Below are 19,575 nucleotides of genomic sequence, written 5' to 3'. Positions count from 1 at the left end.
TGCTAGCAATCCATTTTTTAATCGCAAAAAAAGCAAAAGAAAAAATTCCTAGAACTATATTTAGGGAATTTATCCGTAAATTCGCAAGCAATATGGAAACTGTTGTCAGTGGTATTAGAAGTACCGGAAAATTACATTTAGGAAACTATTACGGCGCATTGAGCAATTTTGTGAAAATGCAAAATGAATATAATTGTTATTTCTTCATAGCCGATTTACACTCTTTAACTACGCACCCAACTCCTCACGGTCTGCAAAGCACCGTACGTCAAGTGATTGTTGAATATCTTGCTGCAGGTATAGACCCTGAAAAATCAACGATATATGTCCAGTCTGACGTACCTGAAGTAGCAGAACTTTATTTGTATATGAATATGAACGCATATTTGGGAGAGCTGGAGCGCGCTACTGCTTTTAAAGATAAAGTGCGCAGCAATCCTGATAATGTGAATGCAGGACTGTTAACATACCCTGTTTTGATGGCTTGCGACATCTTAATTCACCATGGCACAAAAGTTCCTGTTGGTAAAGATCAAGAGCAACATTTAGAAATGACCAGAACATTTGGTAACCGTTTTAATCGTTTATACGATGTCGATTATTTCAAAGAGGCATTTGCTTTTACCTATTCAGATAAATTAGTTAAAATCCCTGGTTTAGCGGGACAAGGTAAAATGGGTAAATCCAATGGTGAGGCAGATTGTATTTACTTGTCCGATAGTGCGGATGTAATTCGTAAAAAAGTAATGCGTGCTGTATCTGACTCTGGTCCAACGGAAATGAACCAACCTAAACCAGAAGCTGTTCAAAATCTTTTTGATTTGATGAAAGTTGTGTCAGCACCCGATACATTAGAACATTTTAACGATCTATATAACAATTGCGCTATTCGTTACGGTGATTTTAAAAAACAGTTAGCAGAAGATATGGTCATTGCAACAGAGCCTGTACGGTCACGCATTGAAGATATTTCAAATGATGATGCGTATATTGCTAAAGTAGCGAAATTAGGCGCTGAAAAAGCGAGTGAATCAGCACGTAAAACATTGAAAGAAGTACGTGAAATCATTGGCATTAAAAGATTTTATTAAGATTTAAAACCCAAAAATATGCATATTGCTATTGTCGGAAATATTGGTGCCGGAAAAACAACCTTAACAAAACTATTAGCGGATCATTTCAAATATGAACCTCAATTTGAAGCGGTAGATAACAATCCTTATTTAGAGGATTTTTATGCTGATATGAAACGTTGGTCATTCAATTTGCAGATCTTTTTCTTAAATAGTCGTTTTCGACAAATTGTTGAATTGCAAAAAACAAATATTGATATGATCCAAGATCGTACAATTTATGAAGATGCATACATCTTTGCCGAAAACTTGTACGATATGGGCTTAATGAGTGCGCGAGATTTTGAAAATTATAGCAATATTTTCCAGAGTATCATCCATTATATCAAACCTCCAGATCTATTAATTTACTTGAAGGCTTCCGTTCCAACACTTGTTAATAATATTCAAGTGCGTGGTCGTGATTATGAATCCGGAATTCGATTGGATTATTTATCTAAATTGAATGAAAAATACGATAAATGGATTGATAATTATAAGGATGGTAAATTAATGGTTCTTGATAAAGATAATTTAGATTTCACGAAAAACCCGGAAGATTTAGGTACTATCGTTGAAAAAATTGAATCGCAATTATTTGGTTTGTTTTAATCAATCATTGAAAGGCCAGTTTTAATACAAGACTGGCTTTACTTTTAAAACTGAAAAAATGAAAGTAATCGGTATTATTCCAGCACGCTATGCCTCTTCCAGATTTCCTGGTAAACCATTAGTTGATATTGGTGGTAAATCCATGATTCAGCGTGTCTATGAGCAAGTTAAAAATACGAGCTGTTTACATGAAGTAATCGTTGCGACAGATGATGACAGAATAGCTGAACATGTAAAGAGCTTCGCAGGAAATGTCATCATGACCGCCTCTTCGCATCAGTCAGGAACAGACCGCTGTGCAGAAGTTATAGCCAAGGTAAGTGGATTTGATATCGTCATCAACATACAGGGTGATGAACCCTTCATCAATCCGTTACAGATCGAGTTGCTAGCATCCTGCTTCGATAAGGAAGAAACACAGATTGCCACACTCGTCAAAAAAATCCATACAGAAGACGAACTGTTTAATGTAAATATACCAAAAGTGGTTCGCAATATTGCCGGACAAGCAATCTATTTTTCAAGACAGACCATCCCCTATCTAAGAGGAATCGAACAGAAGAATTGGTTATCAAAACATAGCTATTTTAAACATATCGGAATCTATGGCTATAGAACTGATGTTTTAAAAGAGTTAACGCAGTTGCCTATCAGTATTTTAGAAGAAACAGAAGCTCTTGAACAACTGCGCTGGATAGAGCACGGATACACTATTCAAACAGCAGAAACAGAGCATGAAACAATCGCTGTAGACACACAAGAAGATTTAGAACGTATTATACAAACGTACTTCACATCCTAGATCAACGGTGTTCTGTAAAATACAATGCACGAACACCGCTTAGTAACTCTATTTTCTCTGCTCCTGTTAAAGAACGGACTTGCTCTTTAATCTGTATCAATTCCGTTAATTGCAAGGGTGTATTTATACCCAGTAAAGCAGCAGTAACCGCCTCATTCGAAAGAACAAAAGAAAGTGCCACAGTCAGATTATTAACATGGTGTTTTTTTGCAAATGCATGTAGATTGCGAATGATATGCTGTACTTCACTTGAGCTATATTGCAGAAAATTCTCAGCTTGTTTATTGATCAGCATCCCTTTGGCTACTGCACCTCTTGCTAGAACAGAAATACGATGATGCAATAAATAAGCTCCCATTTCTTCCTCTAAACGTCTATCCAATAAACTGTACTGCATCATAACGGCACTGATATTAGATTTTGCTACGTACTCGCGAATAACATTAGAACGAATCGAAGACAAACCGTAAGTTCGAATTTTGCCCGCACTAACCAGTAAATCGAAAGCTTCGATAATTTCATCAATAGGATCTTCAATGGTACCACCATGCAGCTGGTAAAGATCAATATAATCTGTTTTTAATCGAGACAAAGATGACTCAACAGTTTTCACGATATAACTTTTTGACGCTTTCCAATCCCATCCATTTCCATCGGCTCGCCAGCTATTTCCAACTTTTGTAGATAAAACAATGCGTTTTCTAAAGTCCTGTACCGCTTCCCCTACCAGCATCTCGTTAAATCCTTTTTCATATAAGTCAGCAGTATCAAAAAAATTGATACCGCTGTCAAAAGCTTTACGAATAATTTCAACCCCCTGCTTGTGTTTACTACCTTTCAAAGACATGCACCCCAAGCCGATACTGGAAACCTCGATTGCTGATTTACCTAACTTATTATACTGCATCCTTCACGAAATCCAATAACTCAATATCAAATATTAAAATGCTATTTGGAGGAATAACACCCATGTTTTGACTTCCATATCCTAATTTACTTGGTACATAAAAACGATATTTTGCTCCTTTAGACATTAAAGGAACACCTATTTTCCAGCCTTCAATCACGCGATCTAATTTCATTTTTAGAGGTTCATTACGATCTAATGAACTATCAAATTTCTTTCCATCCAATAAAGTTCCTGTATAATGTACTGTTACTTCGTTTTCTCGGGTCGGTTTTTCCCCAGTGCCTTCTACCAATACTTCATACTGCAAACCCTCTTCCGTAGTTTTTACAGTTGTTTTTTTAGCATTTTCTGTAAAAAAAGCCTGCTCTTTAGCAAGATTTTCTTTCTCCTTTATTTCTCTCGCTTCGGTAACTGCGCTTTGGATAACCATGCGCAATTGATCTTCTTCAATTAAAGAATTTTGACCATCAAGAGCACTAACTATTGCTTTACCGATTAACTCTTTATTCCAATTTGTAATCTCCAAATTTTTCAATGTACCACCAATGTCACGTCCAAAAGCATATGACACGGAGTCTGTTTTAGTCGCTAATAATGGTTTTACAGCTGTTGTTTTCTTTACAGTTTTCTTTTTTTGTTGTGCCGTTACAGATAGTGTAGCCAAAGACAATAATGCCAAAGCAATATATTTCATATAATTTTAAGTATGTTTAGACACAATATTAGTAATAATTTCTTGAGTATTGTTCTTATAATCGACAACAACTCGCGATTTACTATTTAGCCAAGCCTCTATAGATAGCATATTTTTTTGTTTTAAGCTCGAAATAACGGGTACACCCATCTCTTCCAGTGCCGCAGCATTCAAATGTTGCTCATACTGATTTTTCATTGGAACCACCAACAATTTCTTTTGAAGGAACAATGCCTCCGCTGGGGTTTCAAATCCAGCCCCACATAGCACTCCCGAAGAACTTGCCATACTAGCAATAAATGCATCATTGTTAATAGGACGTATCGCCACATTCTTCATATCAAAAGCCCGCGAATTATGCTTACTGAAAACCTGCCAACTGATATCTGGAAATTTCATTAAATGTTTCAACAGATGTGCATCATCATATGCCGGTAAATAAACAGTATAGTGCCCCTTATCCTGAACATCCAGCTCACGCACGGAATTACGAATGACAGGAGTGTAAATATTCTTATTATAGCTTTTAAAATGAAAACCGTAAGCATGCGCCGTGGGGGCATAATTCTTCATAATAAATTTACCCAGCATATCCGTCTCATCTGGTTTGGGACTGGAAGCATCTAACGCTGCGATCTGATGACTCAAACCAATACAGGGAAAATCCTTCATATGAGCAGACCAGGCAGATATGGGTTCAAAATCATTAATAACAAGATCATACTGATCTATGGGAAGTGATTTGATTTCTTGTGTAAATTTACGAACAGTAGAACTCATAAATGTCTTCCAGAGATCTACCCCTCCTGATTTCCCAAAAATAAAACTCAAACCATGCAGGCGATATTTCACTTCAAACGGTAAAACTAAATCCGCTTGGATTCCACTCACCAAAACATCAACCTCTCCAAAATTACGTAAACAAGGCACAACATCCATCGCTCGACTGAGGTGGCCATTACCTGTACCTTGTACCGCATAAAGTATTTTCATAAACTTCGCGATTATTTATCGGCAAAATAAAAATTTTTCATGACAATAAAGTTAAATTTAGGTTACGTTTTTTGTTCTTAACAAAGAATACATTTAAAAATGCGAAGGATATTTTGTAACTTACTATTTATTAACCAATTGTTTCAACATGAAAGGATTATCAATTATAATCTCTTTATTTATTATATTTATAATATGTAGCTCATGGGGATTTTTTGCACATAAAAAAATTAATGAATATGCCGTTTATACCCTTCCTCCAACATTAGCTTCCTTTTATAAGAAAAATATTCTCTTAATTAGTTCAAAAGCCGTAGACGCAGATAAAAGATGCTATATAGATAGCCTTGAATCGCCCCGCCATTATATCGATATTGATGATTATAACGAGCCCTCGATTGACTCGATCCCCATTCACTGGACAAAAGCCAAAGAAAAATATCAGGAAAAACAGCTCTTGTTAAATGGAATTGTCCCTTGGCAAATATCATTTTCCTACCATAAACTCGTCAAAGCATTTAAATTCAAAGATATTAGACAGATCATCCATCATTCTGCAGACCTAGGGCACTATATTGGTGATGCTCATGTTCCTTTACATACAACCAAAAATTATAACGGACAATTAACCAACCAAATTGGAATACATGCATTTTGGGAAAGTCGTTTACCCGAAATGTTTGTCAAAGAGTATTCATTTATAAAAGGTCCAGCAAAATTTATTGAAGATCCATTGCATACCTCCTGGAATATCGTCAAACAAAGTAACTTGCTTGTTGACTCAGTACTTGCACTTGAAAAACAACTGGATAAATCTTTTTCAAAACATCAAAAATATTCCTTTATAGAGCGAAATAATCTACTGATCAGAACCTATTCCGATGAATATGCCAGGGCCTATCATACTGCCCTCAATGGCATGGTTGAAAAAAGAATGGCTAGTGCTATACAACAAGTGGGGTCATTCTGGTATTCTGCTTGGGTTGAGGCCGGACAACCAGACCTCAAAAATCTACAAAAAGTAACCATAGATGACCAGCCCCTTGATATCAATAATAAAAAAAATATGGGCAGAGAAGAACTATAAAACAACCGGACTATATACTTATTAAAAACTGGCACCCTGCAATTAAACAATACATACCTACTTTTGTCCGGTAAATTTTAAGAAGAGCCATAATGAGTAAGAATTTAACGCTATTAGCATTATCCTTAGTTGGATATTCTTATGCTTTTAGTCAAGAAGTAACTAATAATAAGACGTTAACTTTAAAAGATACTACAAATTTAAATGAAGTTATCATTAATCAGAACCGTCTACAGATTCCATTCTCTAAGCAGACCAGAAACATTCAAATTATAACGCAAGAAGATATTAAACGTCTTCCCGCAAAGTCTGTTAATGAACTTTTAGCTTATATTAATGGTGTGGATATCCGTCAAAGAGGTCCTTTCGGTTCACAGGCAGACGTCACAATCGATGGCGGATCATTTGAACAGACCTTGATCCTACTAAATGGAGCAAAAATATCAGATCCACAAACTGCCCATCACTCCCTTAATCTTCCCATTCCTACCGACGCTATTGAACGGATCGAGATCATTAAAGGACCAGCATCCCGTATTTATGGAATCAACAGCCTAACCGGGGCTATTAATATTGTCACAAAAACAGTCTCAGAAAATCTGATCAGTGCACAGGCGTATACCGGCACTTCTTTTAAAAACAGTGAGGATACACAAAACGGAAAATATTACGGCAAGGGTTTTCAATTGGGATTTACCCATAAAATTGCACAATTCAGTCAGCAGCTGTATTTAGGCCATGAAGATTCCAATGGTCAACGCTATAATACAGCTTCAAAAAGCAATAAAATCTATTACCAAGGAGCGTATGCACCTGACTCTTTAAATAATATATCGACCTCATTCGGGTATATTGACAATCAATTTGGAGCCAACGGATATTATGCTGCCCCCGGAGACAAAGAATCCTACGAATTGGTGAAAACAGCTTTTGCAACTATACAGTCCAAACATAAACTATCCAATGCACTAACGATATCTCCTAGAATTTCGAACAGATACAACGAGGATGATTACCGTTATTTCAGACATGACCTGAGCAAAGCAAGAAGCCAGCACTACAACAATGCCTTTATGGCCGAATTAAATGCCACATACGAACAAAATTATGGCTCATTCGGCCTTGGAGTTGAAAGCAGATTCGAAAATATCAACAGTTCAAACATCGGTAAGCACAGCCGCGAGAATTATGGTGCTTATGTCGAATTTAAAACTGAAATGATCAAAAATTTATTTATTAATGTAGGTACCTACCTCAATTATAACAGTGACTACAACTGGCAGGTTTTCCCTGGAATAGATCTTGGATATGATATCAATAATCATTGGAAATTGATTTTTAATGCAGGATCGAGCCAAAGGATACCCTCATTTACAGATCTTTACTTAAATCAGAGACCTGCAAACATTGGAAATTCTTCACTTCAAGCCGAAAGAGCAAAACAAGTTGAAGGAGCTATAAAATATACCAGCGGAAATGTTATTGCACAGGCAGGATATTTTTATAGAACAATTAATGATTTTATTGATTGGACACGTAATCTGAACACTGAGCCTTGGCAGCCTCAAAACATGGACAATAATGAAGTCCAGGGATTTAACGTCAATTTCCGTATTAATATTAATCCTCAGAATTCCATTACAAAGTATTATGCTGTTATCGGATACAGCTATTTGAATCCCAGAATAAAAAATAATACTACAGAAAATAATTTATCAAAGTACACTATTGAAAGCCTAAGAAATCAGGCAAACCTAAACTTTACTATAAGTCACAGGGATTGGAGTTTTACCACTGCCAATCGTTTTAACGAACGTTTATCTTACAAATCGTACTTTATTTCAGACGTACGTTTAGCACGTCAAATCGACAAGTTAAATCTTTATGTTGACGCGCAAAATCTATTTAATGTCAAATATATAGAGGCCGGAGCTGTACCCATGCCAGGTACCTGGTATTCCTTAGGTGCCAAATATACAATTGCTTATTAAACAAAATAGGTCAGCCTAACTAGACTGACCTATTTTTATTTCTTTTTCAGGACATATCGGAGACCTCCCAAAACATGGGTCTGAAATTTTTCCTCATCAAAAGTCTCTAAGGTGTGACCTAATCCCGTATAGAATGATCGGCCTCCATCAAATTCCTGATACCACGCTATCGGATGAAATTTCCCCATCTTTCCCCCTTTGTAACTTGTTTCATCCAAATCCATCAAAATATGAAGCCCCTCCCTTACCGACTTAAAATCATACCATTCATCGCGGTGAAACCATATCTTTGGTAAATGCTTTGTCGCAAGATGCTTCTGGTTTACAACCCGGATTTGAGCATCCTGAACGGCCGGATGTGAAGAAAAATACCCCCCCACAAGTTGTCCGTACCAAGGCCAGTTAAATTCCGTATCACTTGCAGCATGTATACCTAAAAAACCTTTACCTGATTGAATAAAACGGACAAACGCAGCTTTTTGACTTTCATTAAAAATATCACCCGTTGTACTCACAAAAACTAAAGCATCATATCGCGAAAGAATAGAATCCGTAAACAATTGACTGTCCTCAGAATGATCTACTAGCATATTTTTTGAAGATATCAATTGCTTTAAAACAGCAACCCCATGCTCTATACTTTCATGTCTAAATCCAGTAGTTTTTGAAAAAATCAAAATTCTTTCCTGCGCACTCAATTGGGTAACAAAGAAAATAGTGAAGAGAAATGATACTCTTTTAATTATGCTGCACATCATGTTGTTAGGTTTATGCGATTAAATTACGATAAAAATCTAAACTTTCTATAATTAAGTCTTCCGTAACAAAAATATCATAATCACAAGAACCAATTTTATTCAATAAAGCGAAACCAATCTGATTAGAATGATTTTTCTTATCATTATTCATTAAACTCAACAATTCATGATCAATAGAATCATCAAATTGATAATCAGCAAAATTCTTTCTAAACGTTGTTATTAAATCCTCTAATTCTTCTAATGAAAGACCATTCAATTTATGTGACAGATAGCCTTCGCAAATCATACCGACAGCAATAGCCTCGCCATGTAGCAACGAATGTTCATCATGAAGTAAAGAATAACCTTCTATTGCATGACCAATAGTATGCCCAAAATTTAAGATTTTCCGTAAACCCTTTTCTGTTGGATCCTGGGTTATGACCGTGTTTTTAACCCCAACGGAATGTCTCACATGCTCGGTCGTTATAGCCGAAACATCCAAATTTTTAACCTTATTATAGTACGCCCCATCAAAAATTAATCCGTGCTTGATAACCTCCGCAAAACCAGAAACCAACTGTCTTCTTTCCAATGTTTTCAAAAACACACTAGCGATAAAGACAGCCTGTGGCTGCGTAAAAGTCCCGATTATATTTTTATAATTATCTAAATCTATTCCCGTCTTACCACCTACAGATGCATCCACTTGAGACAATAATGTTGTCGGAATCTGAATAAAGTCAATACCACGTTTAAAAGTAGAAGCCGCAAATCCCCCCATATCCGTGACCACACCACCACCTAAGTTAATCAACAGACTATGTCTGTCAGCCCCAAAGTCAAGCATTGTTTTCCATACACCGATACAGAAATCAATATTCTTATTTTCTTCACCAGGATCAACCTCAATCACATCGTAGTTTCCCAATTCAGCTAAAATTGGCTGTACAACAGGCATACAGTTATCATTGGTATTGCGATCAACTAAGACAAAAATCTTTGAGTAATTTCGTTCCTGTATAAAGGTTTTTAGAGACTGTAATGAGTCATCAAAGACTACTTGATAGCCTAAACTTTCTATAAATTGCATTTCTAATGGATTCAGTTTACGTTTTTTATAAACAAATTTTGTTATATCTTATACCAATTTTACTTGTTGACCCTCAAACTCGACGATATCATCGGGTCTAACTTTCATTCTTTTCCTATACTCTACCTGACCATTAACGGTCACCATCCCCTCAGTAACAACTAACTGAGCCATAGCACCATGCTCTACCCAATTTAAAGCTTTAAGTAACTGAATTAACGGAATATATTCTCCTTCGATTTTGAATGTTTGCATAAAGCAAAAATAAGTTAATATTTCAGGAATCTCCTAATCAATAAGTGGTAATATTTTTGAATTTAGTACATTTGTGTGGATTAGATTAAAATAATGACACAGATTGCTGAACCCAGAAAACTATCTTTTGATAATACAGAAATTGCATTCAAAAGTAAAACCGATAAAGATTTAGATCGTGCTTATTTACTGTATAAAGTAATAGCAAGTAATTTCTTAGTAAAAGTCGGACCTCCAATTACTAATTTTGCTCTAAATATCGGACTACCTATCCAAGGAATCATTAAGTCAACCATTTTCAAACAGTTTTGCGGTGGCGAAACAATTGAAGGTTGTACATCTGCAATCAATCACCTAGGAGAAAACAATGTGGGTACAATCCTGGATTATTCTGTAGAAGGAGAAGATACTGAGGCCGCATTTGATGCTACTTTTAAAGAAACATTACGCACAGTAGTTGCTGCAAAAACAAATAAATACATCCCTTTTTCAGTATTCAAACCTACAGGGCTTGGCCGTTTCGAATTATTTGAGAAAGTAAACGCAAACGAAACGTTAACAGAAGCAGAGCAAGCAGAGTACAACAGAATGTACGATCGATGTGATGAAATCTGTAAAGCCTGTTACGAAGCTAATGTTAAAGTATTAATTGATGCTGAACACTCTTGGATTCAAGATGCCATTGATGACATAGCCCGCGATATGATGGAAAAATACAATAAAGAACAACCTATTGTATACAACACCTATCAATTGTACAGACATGATAAATTAGCCTCTTTAAAAGCTGATTTTGATTATGCAAAAACACAAAACTTCTTTTTAGGTGCAAAAATCGTACGTGGTGCCTATATGGAAATTGAAAGACAGAGAGCAGCTGAAAAAGGTTACCCATCTCCTATTCAACCTACAAAAGAAGCAACAGACAAAGATTACGATGCCGCTATTCATTTCATACTGGATCATATCGATCGCTTTGGTGTTATGGCAGGCACACACAATGAAGCAAGTAGTCTTTTGTTAGCAAATGAGCTTGACAGACGTGGAATAGATCATAGAAGCGACCGTATATTTTTCGCACAATTGTTGGGTATGTCAGATAATTTAACATTTAATTTATCTGAATCAAACTACAACGTTGCAAAATATATGCCTTACGGACCGATAAAAGCTGTTATGCCTTATTTATTCCGTAGAGCACAAGAAAACACATCAGTAGCTGGTCAAACAGGTCGAGAGCTGGGGTTAATCATTAAAGAGAAACAAAGAAGAAAAGCTAGTCGTTAAGACTAGCTTTTTTTATAAATTTGTACCTTCAATAATCAGATATGTCACCCGAATCAATAGAGAAATTCAATAAACTCAATAAAATAGCAGAACCATACGACGCCTTACTTTTTGATGTCGATGGAACCTTAGCTGACAATATAAGTGCGCATAAAGCAGCCTACGTAGCTACAGCAGCAGAATACAATGTCCTGTTGGATGATAGTCTAATCGACGAAACCGCAGGATGGCCAACCATAGCTGTTGCAAAAGAAATCTGTATCCGCTATAACACCACTTTTGATGTTCATGAATTTTCAAAAAGAAAATCAGCCATCTTTATAGAACAGTTCATCCAGCAGACACAACCTATTGATTATGTTGTCGAACATCTAAAATACCAGATTGGAAAGAAACGTATTGCGGCTGTTTCTGGAGGAACCAGATCAACATTAAACATCACACTAACCGTCCTTGGAGTACTTGATAAATTGGAAACCTTGGTGTGTGCCGGTGATACTCCTAATGGAAAACCATCGCCTGAGCCATTTTTATTAGCGGCCGAGAAGCTTCAGGTTGACCCTGCTAAGTGTTTAGTTTACGAGGACGGAATCCCAGGAGTACAAGGAGCTTTGGCTGCTGGAATGGGTGCTGTTCGTATTGATCAGCTTTAAAAACTCGTTACAACCTTTAAACCTCCATTGGTATAATTAAAGTCAGTAGATTTAAGACCCCCAACAGGAAGTTTGACAAATGGCTCTACGGCTATGGACAACTTCTTACCTACTGTCATCTTTTTTCCAATGGAGAGATTAACAAATCCATTAAAATCATTCGTATTTACAGCACTTCCTTTAAATGTTTGTTTAACGTTTTCAGGAGAAGATACCGCCTGACCATTATTAGCCGAAGTATTCTCATTGATGCCATTTACAAAATAATTTTCTTGTGTCTGATCCAAAACCCCAACGTAGGATACCCCAACGGAAGTGTAGAATGATTTACTTACATGATAACGCACATCTACCGGAATATCAATCGTTAAAAGTTTATTATTAACAGCACTTAATTCTTTATCGACAGTTTGTCTAGCCAAAAGTAAAGATTCATTATTTTTCATGACAGGACTATTAGAAACAGCATCATTAAACGCCATACCAGCTGACTGCACTGCTCCTAAGTTATTTTGTCGATCTACTCCGGCCCCATACTGCTGCATAGAAACGCCTGAACGTATACTGATCTTATCGGTAATTTGGTACGCTAAACTTAATCCCCCCCCCATACTCATCTTATCGACTGTTGAAGACGGAGCCACAAATGCGCCTACCTCCCACTTCTTTATGGCAGATGCAAAATCATGTTTATCGGAATTCAAATTGAATATAGAACCCAGTTTTTCCAATTTCTGAGCAATAGAACTGTTTCCTTCTCCCTCTTTTCTAACGGTATTAGTATTTTGCGCTAGATTATTATTTTTAACTTCTTGCTTTTTAACCTCAACAAGTTCGTTACCACTTTTAGAAGTCATATCAACTGGTTCTTGTTTTACATCATTATCTGTGAAAATTTGCGTAGTCGCTTCCAAAAGATGATCGATAGAAGCAATAGCATGTTCAATTTTGTTTTTAACTATGCTACGTTGATCAGAAGAAGCATCAATAAGCTGTTTCGGTGAATGATCTAATTTCAAAATAGGGGTATCATCCTTATTTGTTTCAACAGTATTTGTTTCAACAGTTAATTTATCTGTATCCAATTTTGTCTCTACCGGTAAGTTTGCAACAATTGTCCCATGATTGACAGCGGACTGATTTAAATACAAAAATGAAGCACTAGCAAAGAGCAGCACAGCAGCAGCTGCACTCCAATACTTCCAGTTCGTTTGCTTCTTAGAAACAAGAGATACATCATGTGACGCAAATTTTTCCCATGCACCTTCCGAATAAGGAAGCTCATGAGCTTTCATTTTGTCGACGATATGGTCTATTAATTCCTTATTTTTTTCTTTTGCCATTTTACACGCTACTTCTTGTTATTTAAATTCCTGTCTTATCTTATGTTGTTCCAAATAAAGCATCCTTAACTTTTGCTTTGCTCGAGTAAGATAAGTACGGGAAGTACTATCCGGGATATGCAACTGCTTTGCAATTTCATCATGCGAAAAACCCTCGATCTCATAAAGATTAAAGATGACACGCTGCAATTCTGGTAAAGAATCGAGCAACTTCATAATATCATCAACCTCTAGATTACTGGAGTTATATACCCTTGGCACATCAAGACTGCCCTCAGCTACATCTTCTAAAGAAGTCATCTCCTTTTTTGAGCGCAGAAAATCAATTGAAATATTAGCTGCAATTCTCCCTATCCATGACCGAAATGATTTCTCCAAAACATCATCCTCAACCAAATGGTTAAAAGAATCCAATCGTCTAAAAATCCGAATAAAAGACTCATTCGTTAATTCTTCAGCATCCACATCAGATTTAACATAGCGAATAATAATAGCCATCAAATATCCATAGTACTTTTTATAGACAAAAGCCTTCCCCTGCTCACGATTTCGTAAACAATCCTCCAGTGCACTTTTAAGTGTTACTTGTTTTTGCTTTTTTAAGTATGTTTGAATAATATTCACTCAATAAGACTATATTAATCCTTAATCTTCATCTAAAATAATACTTTCTGAATTAAGATTATGAAAGTCTTTCTTTTAATTTCTGCCATGCTGTTTTTTAAGTACATCTTCATAACGATACCGTATTACAAAACGCTACACCGTATTTTATAAATATTATATTGTTTTCACCTCTCATAAATGCAAAAAAAAAGCTATTTTTGTTCGATTTTTATATTATTTAATCCTTACCAATGAGTACTGTATTATCCGAACAGGAACAATTAAGAAGACAGGCATTGCAATCTCTAATAGATTTGGGTATCGACCCATATCCAGCTGAAGAGTTTGAGATCAATGCAAATGCTACTGATATATTAGAAAATTACGATAGAGATAAGCTTAACTATAAGAATATAAGCATTGCAGGACGTATCATGAGCCGTCGTGTTATGGGAAATGCGTCGTTCTTCGAAATTCAAGATAGTTCAGGCCGTATTCAAGCTTACATCAAACGTGATGACATTTGTCCTGATGAGGATAAAACGATGTATAATATCGTTTTTAAGAAATTATTAGATATTGGTGATATCGTTGGTATTAAAGGCTATGTTTTCACAACCCAGACAGATGCCATCTGTGTACATGTTGAAAAACTGACTGTATTATCTAAATCATTACGCCCTCTTCCAATCGTTAAAACTGCAGAAGGAAAAACATATGATGCATTCACAGATCCCGAATTGCGTTATAGAATGCGTTATGTCGATCTAGTAGTTAACCCGCAGAATAAAGAGATCTTTGTAAAAAGAACAAAATTGTTTAGTGCAATGCGTAATTTCTTTAATGACGCAGGTTATATGGAGGTTGAGACTCCAGTATTGCAATCCATCCCTGGCGGTGCTGCGGCCCGTCCATTTATCACACATCACAATGCTTTAGATATGCCTTTATATTTGCGGATTGCAAATGAGTTATATCTAAAACGCCTAATTGTGGGCGGTTTTGATGGCGTTTACGAGTTTTCAAAAAACTTCAGAAATGAAGGTATGGACCGTACTCACAATCCAGAATTCACAGCAATGGAGATCTATGTAGCTTATAAAGACTACAACTGGATGATGAAATTCACAGAACAATTGCTAGAACATTGTGCAATTGCTGTAAACGGCACCACCAAAGCGACATTTGGAGAACATGAAATCGACTTCCGTGCACCTTATAAAAGAATCACAATGGCCGATTCGATTAAAGAGTTCACAGGTTTTGATATTACAGGAAAATCTGAACAAGAAATTTTCGAAGCAGCCAAAGGAATGGGAATTCCGGTCAATAATACCATGGGTAAAGGCAAGTTAATTGATGAGATTTTTGGCGAAAAATGTGAAGGTAAATACATTCAGCCTACATTTATCACAGATTACCCTAAAGAAATGTCGCCATTAACAAAAAAACATCGCGACAATCCTGAAATCACAGAACGCTTTGAGTTAATGGTATGTGGTAAAGAAATTGCAAATGCATATTCGGAGTTAAATGATCCGATCGACCAACGTGAGCGTTTTGAAGCACAAATGGCCTTATCAGCACGTGGCGATGACGAAGCCATGTTTATCGATCAAGATTTCTTACGTGCATTAGAATATGGAATGCCTCCAACATCAGGATTAGGCATTGGTATGGATCGTTTAATTATGTTCCTGACCAACAATGCCTCTATTCAGGAAGTATTATTTTTCCCGCAAATGCGACCAGAAAAAATAGTAACAGTAGCTTCGACAGAAGATTATGTTGCATTGGGTATTCCAGCAGAATGGGTTCCTGTTTTACAAAAAATGGGTTTCAATACTATACCGGAATTAAAAGAAGCTAATCCTAATAAAGTATTCAATGACCTTGGAGGTATGCGTAAAAAAATGAAATTAGAAATCACCATGCCAACAAAAGACGAGGTCTTGGCATGGTTTGCATAAATAATTAGTTCGTACAGAAGCCGGCTATCCAAAAGGTAGCCGGCTTCTGTTTTTTGTAAAAAACGTGTAAAGAATTGTTTACACAGCTCGCTGTGCCTATCAACGCGCATTATCCTAACCACAAAAACAAAGAGCCATCAATTTTTTAATTTATTTAATACTACTTTTAAGTTATAAACATTAAAAAATGAAAAATATACTTTCCATAGATGGTGGTGGAATAAGAGGTATAATACCTGCTCTAGTATTGGTCGTTTTAGAAGAAATTCTTCAAAAGAAGAGCAATGACCCGGATGCACGAATTGCAGAATATTTCGATTTTATTGCAGGAACTAGTACTGGAGGTATCTTAGCCTGCATTTTATTATACCCAAGTGAGGAAAATCCTTCAAAACCTAAGTTTTCTGCTAAAGAGGCATTAGATCTGTACGTCTCCCACGGCACTGATATTTTCAAAACAACAAGATGGAGACGCTTTCTAAGTGAATTCGGATTGGTGAGTGAATTATATTCAGCTACCGCATTAGAGAATGTATTACATGAATATTTTGGCGACACCAAACTAAGCCAACTAATAAAACCCTGTATTATAACGGCTTATAATATTGAACTCCGGAAAAATCATTTTTTTAGACAGCAAAAAGCTATTACACATGGAATAGCACGAGACTTCTATCTAAGAGATGTCTGCAGAGCGACCTCCGCCGCACCTACCTATTTTTCTGTTGCGGAGATTTATTCCATTGCAGGTACAAGATTTCCATTGGTAGACGGTGGCATGGTGGCTCAAAACCCATCCATTTGCGCTTTGATTGAAGTGATGAAAGCTTTTGAAGATACAGAGATAAACGATCTGTTTATGGTCTCATTAGGTACCGGGGTTGCAAAAAAAGCTTATAACTATGAGCATTTTAAGAAAAAACTGGCCATTACCATTGGTCCAGCTTTAGTCGATATTATGACAAGTGCCTCTGCAGAGAGTACCGAATTTTTTATTGAACAACTGTTTCAATTCAATAGAAAATCCAAAAACTACATCCGACTAGAGCCAACAAATATGTCAAGTGTTGAGTCCTCCATGGATGCGGCATCCAAAAACAACATCCAAAAACTTATCTCGCTAGCAGATAGACTGATGAGCGAAAATGAAGTTCAACTCACCAAGATAGTGGATCATCTAATAAAAGAAAAAGAGGCAAAAAACAAGAAAAATCCGTGGTCTAAGTTGATGGATAGGTTGTAAAAGTTTACATTTACGCATATTTTAAATCTATATGGCACTGAATATCGTTTGGATCTCATTTTTTGTAATTGCGTTCATCGTTGCTTTGATCAAGCTTATTTTCTTTGGAGACACCGAAATTTTCATGAAAATTATCAATGGCATGTTTGACAGTGCTAAAAACGGTGCCGAAATCTCCTTAGGTCTCGTCGGCATGATGACATTCTGGTTAGGCATCATGAAAGTGGGTGAAAAAGCAGGAATGATTACCTTATTTGCAAAAGCTGTAAATCCATTTTTCAGCAAGCTCTTCCCTGGAATCCCAAAAAACCATCCTGCAAACGGCTCTATTATTATGAATTTTTCAGCCAATATGCTAGGTTTAGATAATGCGGCAACACCGGTCGGACTAAAAGCAATGCAGGAACTGCAAGAACTTAACCCAGAAAAGGAAACCGCGACGAATGCACAAATTATGTTCTTAGTGCTCAATACCGCTGGAATAGCACTTATTCCAACATCGGTAATTGCTCTAAGAATGGCCAATGGAGCAGCAAACCCCGCAGATATTTTTATTCCAGCTTTGATAGGAACCTTTATTTCGTTTATATCAGGGATGATCGCTGTTGCATTCTTTCAAAAAATAAACCTCTTTAAACTACCCATCCTGATATTCCTAGGCAGTTTCATAGTCATGATGGCTGGACTATATTTCGGTTTAAATGGCTTGCCTCCAGAAAAAATTGAAATTGTAACCGGACTAATCGGTGGTGTTTTAATTTTTTCCATCATTATCCTATTTATCGTTTACGGCGCATTTAAAAAACTAAATGTTTACGATGCCTTTATAGATGGTGCAAAAGACGGATTTAAAACATCCATCATGATCATCCCCTTTTTAATCGCCATACTGGTGGCTATATCTGCTTTCCGAACAACAGGATGTATGGACTATATTGTGAATGCAATCGGTTCTTGTTTCGCTTATTTTGGCTTGGACACACGTTTCGTACCAGCTCTTCCAGTAGGATTAATGAAAACATTAAGTGGTGGTGGCGCTAGAGGACTTATGGTCGATGTCATGCAGGCATATGGAGCAGATTCGTTTCAAGGACGACTTGCCAGTGTTATCCAAGGTTCCTCCGAAACAACTTTTTACGTTCTAGCAGTATATTTTGGCTCTGTAGGCATTAAAAACACTAGACATGCGCTTATATGTGGCTTAATTGCCGATCTTGTTGGACTAATTGCAGCTATTATTTTAGCGTACATCTTTTTTGGTTAAACTTTAATCTTTCAATAACATGAAAAAAACAATTGCTTTAATTGCACACGATGGTAAAAAACCAGAAATGGTTGCCTTTGTAAAAGACCATATTGAGTTCTTAAAAAAAGCTCATCTAGTCGCGACAGGCACCACCGGTTCTTATGTAAAACAAACAGGACTCGAAGTCGAATTAAAGTTAAGCGGACCTATGGGCGGAGATGCACAGATTGCAGCATTAGCTGCAGAAGGTAAAGTAGATGGAATCATATTTTTCAGAGATGCATTAGGTAAACATGCGCATGAACCCGATATTCAGATGCTGATGCGGGTTTGTGATTTGTACAACGTACCATTAGCAACCAATCCCGCAACTGGAAGCCTCATTATCGAAGGTCTACTGGAAGATGAACTATAACCAGGAATTTAATATTCACTTCATAAATTCCTAATCCCCTTATTATTTTTTATATTTAGAGATATGAATGATAATGAAATCTTAGTAACAATAGGTAATACGCCATACACAACAACAATCAAGCATGGAAATAATACGCTAATTGCAGATGAACCTGAAGAATTAGGAGGTCAAGATGAAGGATTCAATCCGCCTGCCCTTTTACTATCTTCATTGGGTTCATGTAAAGCAATGACAGTAAAGATGTATGCTGACCGCAAAAAATGGGATTTACAGGAGGTAAATATTAAACTTTCATACGAAATTTTAAAAAGTGAACTGCAACAGACCACCTATATCAAATGTCATGTTTCTCTTAAAGGAAATCTAGATAAAGATCAAAAAGACAGACTTCTCCAAATTTCAGAAAAATGTCCTATTCACAAAATTCTTTCTAATCCGATTATTATTTCTTCCAACCTGATCTAAAAAAATCAATTAGAATTTTTGATTATATCCACGAGATGCTATATTTGTCGCCACA

At 36.4% G+C, this 19,575-nt stretch carries 20 protein-coding genes; 12 read left to right on the top strand and 8 right to left on the bottom strand.

The annotated features are described in order from the left end of the window. Positions 1–92: 92 nt before the first annotated feature. From trpS to kdsB, 3 genes are read left to right on the top strand one after another with little or no spacing between them, the layout of a single operon-like run. Entirely contained in the window at positions 93–1,091 is a 999-nt protein-coding gene (trpS, locus tag JAZ75_RS15825; RefSeq protein WP_132771374.1) for a tryptophan--tRNA ligase, read from the top strand. Between the two features lie 18 nt (positions 1,092–1,109). After that, entirely contained in the window at positions 1,110–1,724 is a 615-nt protein-coding gene (locus JAZ75_RS15820) for a deoxynucleoside kinase (protein ID WP_021188747.1), read from the top strand. 58 nt (positions 1,725–1,782) lie between these two features. Then, positions 1,783–2,526, top strand: a complete 744-nt coding sequence (gene kdsB, locus JAZ75_RS15815) for a 3-deoxy-manno-octulosonate cytidylyltransferase (RefSeq protein ID WP_132841614.1) — start codon at positions 1,783–1,785, stop codon at positions 2,524–2,526. A gap of 1 nt (position 2,527) precedes the next feature. Here kdsB and JAZ75_RS15810 read toward each other — a convergent pair whose 3' ends face one another. Genes JAZ75_RS15810 through JAZ75_RS15800 form a run of 3 tightly spaced genes read right to left on the bottom strand, consistent with a single transcriptional unit; the run spans position 2,528 to position 5,123 of the window. After that, on the bottom strand, positions 2,528–3,433 hold the full coding sequence (locus tag JAZ75_RS15810; protein WP_021188745.1) for an aldo/keto reductase: 906 nt from the start codon (positions 3,431–3,433) through the stop codon (positions 2,528–2,530). Beyond that, complete coding sequence (locus JAZ75_RS15805; RefSeq protein ID WP_132771371.1) at positions 3,423–4,130, bottom strand: FKBP-type peptidyl-prolyl cis-trans isomerase; 708 nt, start codon at positions 4,128–4,130, stop codon at positions 3,423–3,425. The genes JAZ75_RS15810 and JAZ75_RS15805 overlap by 11 nt, the downstream gene beginning before the upstream one ends. A gap of 6 nt (positions 4,131–4,136) precedes the next feature. Then, positions 4,137–5,123 carry a glycosyltransferase family protein gene (locus JAZ75_RS15800; RefSeq protein ID WP_021188742.1) on the bottom strand — a complete coding sequence of 329 codons (987 nt, stop codon included), beginning with the start codon at positions 5,121–5,123 and terminating at the stop codon, positions 4,137–4,139. Between the two features lie 148 nt (positions 5,124–5,271). On the opposite strand from JAZ75_RS15800, the gene JAZ75_RS15795 reads away from it, so the two are divergent. Both JAZ75_RS15795 and JAZ75_RS15790 read left to right on the top strand, forming a co-directional pair. After that, complete coding sequence (locus JAZ75_RS15795; protein ID WP_208696574.1) at positions 5,272–6,210, top strand: zinc dependent phospholipase C family protein; 939 nt, start codon at positions 5,272–5,274, stop codon at positions 6,208–6,210. A gap of 92 nt (positions 6,211–6,302) precedes the next feature. After that, the gene (locus JAZ75_RS15790) at positions 6,303–8,201 is read left to right on the top strand and encodes a TonB-dependent receptor plug domain-containing protein (RefSeq protein ID WP_208696572.1); all 1,899 of its coding nucleotides are present in this window, start codon (positions 6,303–6,305) and stop codon (positions 8,199–8,201) included. 35 nt (positions 8,202–8,236) lie between these two features. Here JAZ75_RS15790 and JAZ75_RS15785 read toward each other — a convergent pair whose 3' ends face one another. The 3 genes from JAZ75_RS15785 to JAZ75_RS15775 are packed head-to-tail and all read right to left on the bottom strand — an operon-like array spanning position 8,237 to position 10,289. Further along, positions 8,237–8,959: a ThuA domain-containing protein gene (locus JAZ75_RS15785; protein WP_208696569.1), complete on the bottom strand. Its 723-nt coding sequence runs from the start codon at positions 8,957–8,959 to the stop codon at positions 8,237–8,239. A 10-nt stretch (positions 8,960–8,969) separates the two neighbouring features. Then, positions 8,970–10,034 (bottom strand): 3-dehydroquinate synthase, encoded by a 1,065-nt coding sequence (gene aroB, locus JAZ75_RS15780; RefSeq protein ID WP_132841607.1) that lies wholly within the window; start codon positions 10,032–10,034, stop codon positions 8,970–8,972. 48 nt (positions 10,035–10,082) lie between these two features. Further along, positions 10,083–10,289, bottom strand: coding sequence for an RNA-binding S4 domain-containing protein (locus tag JAZ75_RS15775; protein WP_132771366.1), 207 nt, complete (start codon positions 10,287–10,289; stop codon positions 10,083–10,085). Positions 10,290–10,382: 93 nt separating this feature from the next. On the opposite strand from JAZ75_RS15775, the gene JAZ75_RS15770 reads away from it, so the two are divergent. Together JAZ75_RS15770 and JAZ75_RS15765 are read left to right on the top strand one after the other, a co-directional pair. Further along, positions 10,383–11,576 carry a proline dehydrogenase family protein gene (locus JAZ75_RS15770; protein ID WP_132771365.1) on the top strand — a complete coding sequence of 398 codons (1,194 nt, stop codon included), beginning with the start codon at positions 10,383–10,385 and terminating at the stop codon, positions 11,574–11,576. A 41-nt stretch (positions 11,577–11,617) separates the two neighbouring features. Continuing rightward, on the top strand, positions 11,618–12,229 hold the full coding sequence (locus JAZ75_RS15765) for an HAD family hydrolase (RefSeq protein WP_208696567.1): 612 nt from the start codon (positions 11,618–11,620) through the stop codon (positions 12,227–12,229). Here JAZ75_RS15765 and JAZ75_RS15760 read toward each other — a convergent pair. Then, entirely contained in the window at positions 12,226–13,572 is a 1,347-nt protein-coding gene (locus tag JAZ75_RS15760; RefSeq protein WP_208696566.1) for a hypothetical protein, read from the bottom strand. The genes JAZ75_RS15765 and JAZ75_RS15760 overlap by 4 nt on opposite strands. 18 nt (positions 13,573–13,590) lie before the next feature. Further along, positions 13,591–14,196: an RNA polymerase sigma factor gene (locus JAZ75_RS15755; RefSeq protein ID WP_021191668.1), complete on the bottom strand. Its 606-nt coding sequence runs from the start codon at positions 14,194–14,196 to the stop codon at positions 13,591–13,593. Positions 14,197–14,429: 233 nt separating this feature from the next. On the opposite strand from JAZ75_RS15755, the gene lysS reads away from it, so the two are divergent. From lysS to JAZ75_RS15730, 5 genes are all read left to right on the top strand, one after another. Further along, complete coding sequence (gene lysS / locus JAZ75_RS15750) at positions 14,430–16,148, top strand: lysine--tRNA ligase (protein WP_021191667.1); 1,719 nt, start codon at positions 14,430–14,432, stop codon at positions 16,146–16,148. Positions 16,149–16,335: 187 nt separating this feature from the next. Continuing rightward, positions 16,336–17,391, top strand: coding sequence for a patatin-like phospholipase family protein (locus JAZ75_RS15745; protein WP_183914423.1), 1,056 nt, complete (start codon positions 16,336–16,338; stop codon positions 17,389–17,391). Positions 17,392–17,422: 31 nt separating this feature from the next. Continuing rightward, the gene (locus JAZ75_RS15740; protein ID WP_183914425.1) at positions 17,423–18,655 is read left to right on the top strand and encodes a nucleoside recognition domain-containing protein; all 1,233 of its coding nucleotides are present in this window, start codon (positions 17,423–17,425) and stop codon (positions 18,653–18,655) included. A 19-nt stretch (positions 18,656–18,674) separates the two neighbouring features. Then, positions 18,675–19,052 (top strand): methylglyoxal synthase, encoded by a 378-nt coding sequence (locus tag JAZ75_RS15735; RefSeq protein WP_021191664.1) that lies wholly within the window; start codon positions 18,675–18,677, stop codon positions 19,050–19,052. Between the two features lie 63 nt (positions 19,053–19,115). Continuing rightward, positions 19,116–19,520, top strand: a complete 405-nt coding sequence (locus JAZ75_RS15730; protein ID WP_132771359.1) for an OsmC family protein — start codon at positions 19,116–19,118, stop codon at positions 19,518–19,520. Positions 19,521–19,575 lie beyond the last annotated feature (55 nt).

Source organism: Sphingobacterium sp. UDSM-2020 (assembly GCF_016132525.1).
GTDB lineage: Bacteria > Bacteroidota > Bacteroidia > Sphingobacteriales > Sphingobacteriaceae > Sphingobacterium > Sphingobacterium anhuiense.
The sequence above is the reverse complement of the archived record's forward strand: the minus strand, read 5'-3'. Positions and strand labels throughout refer to the sequence as shown.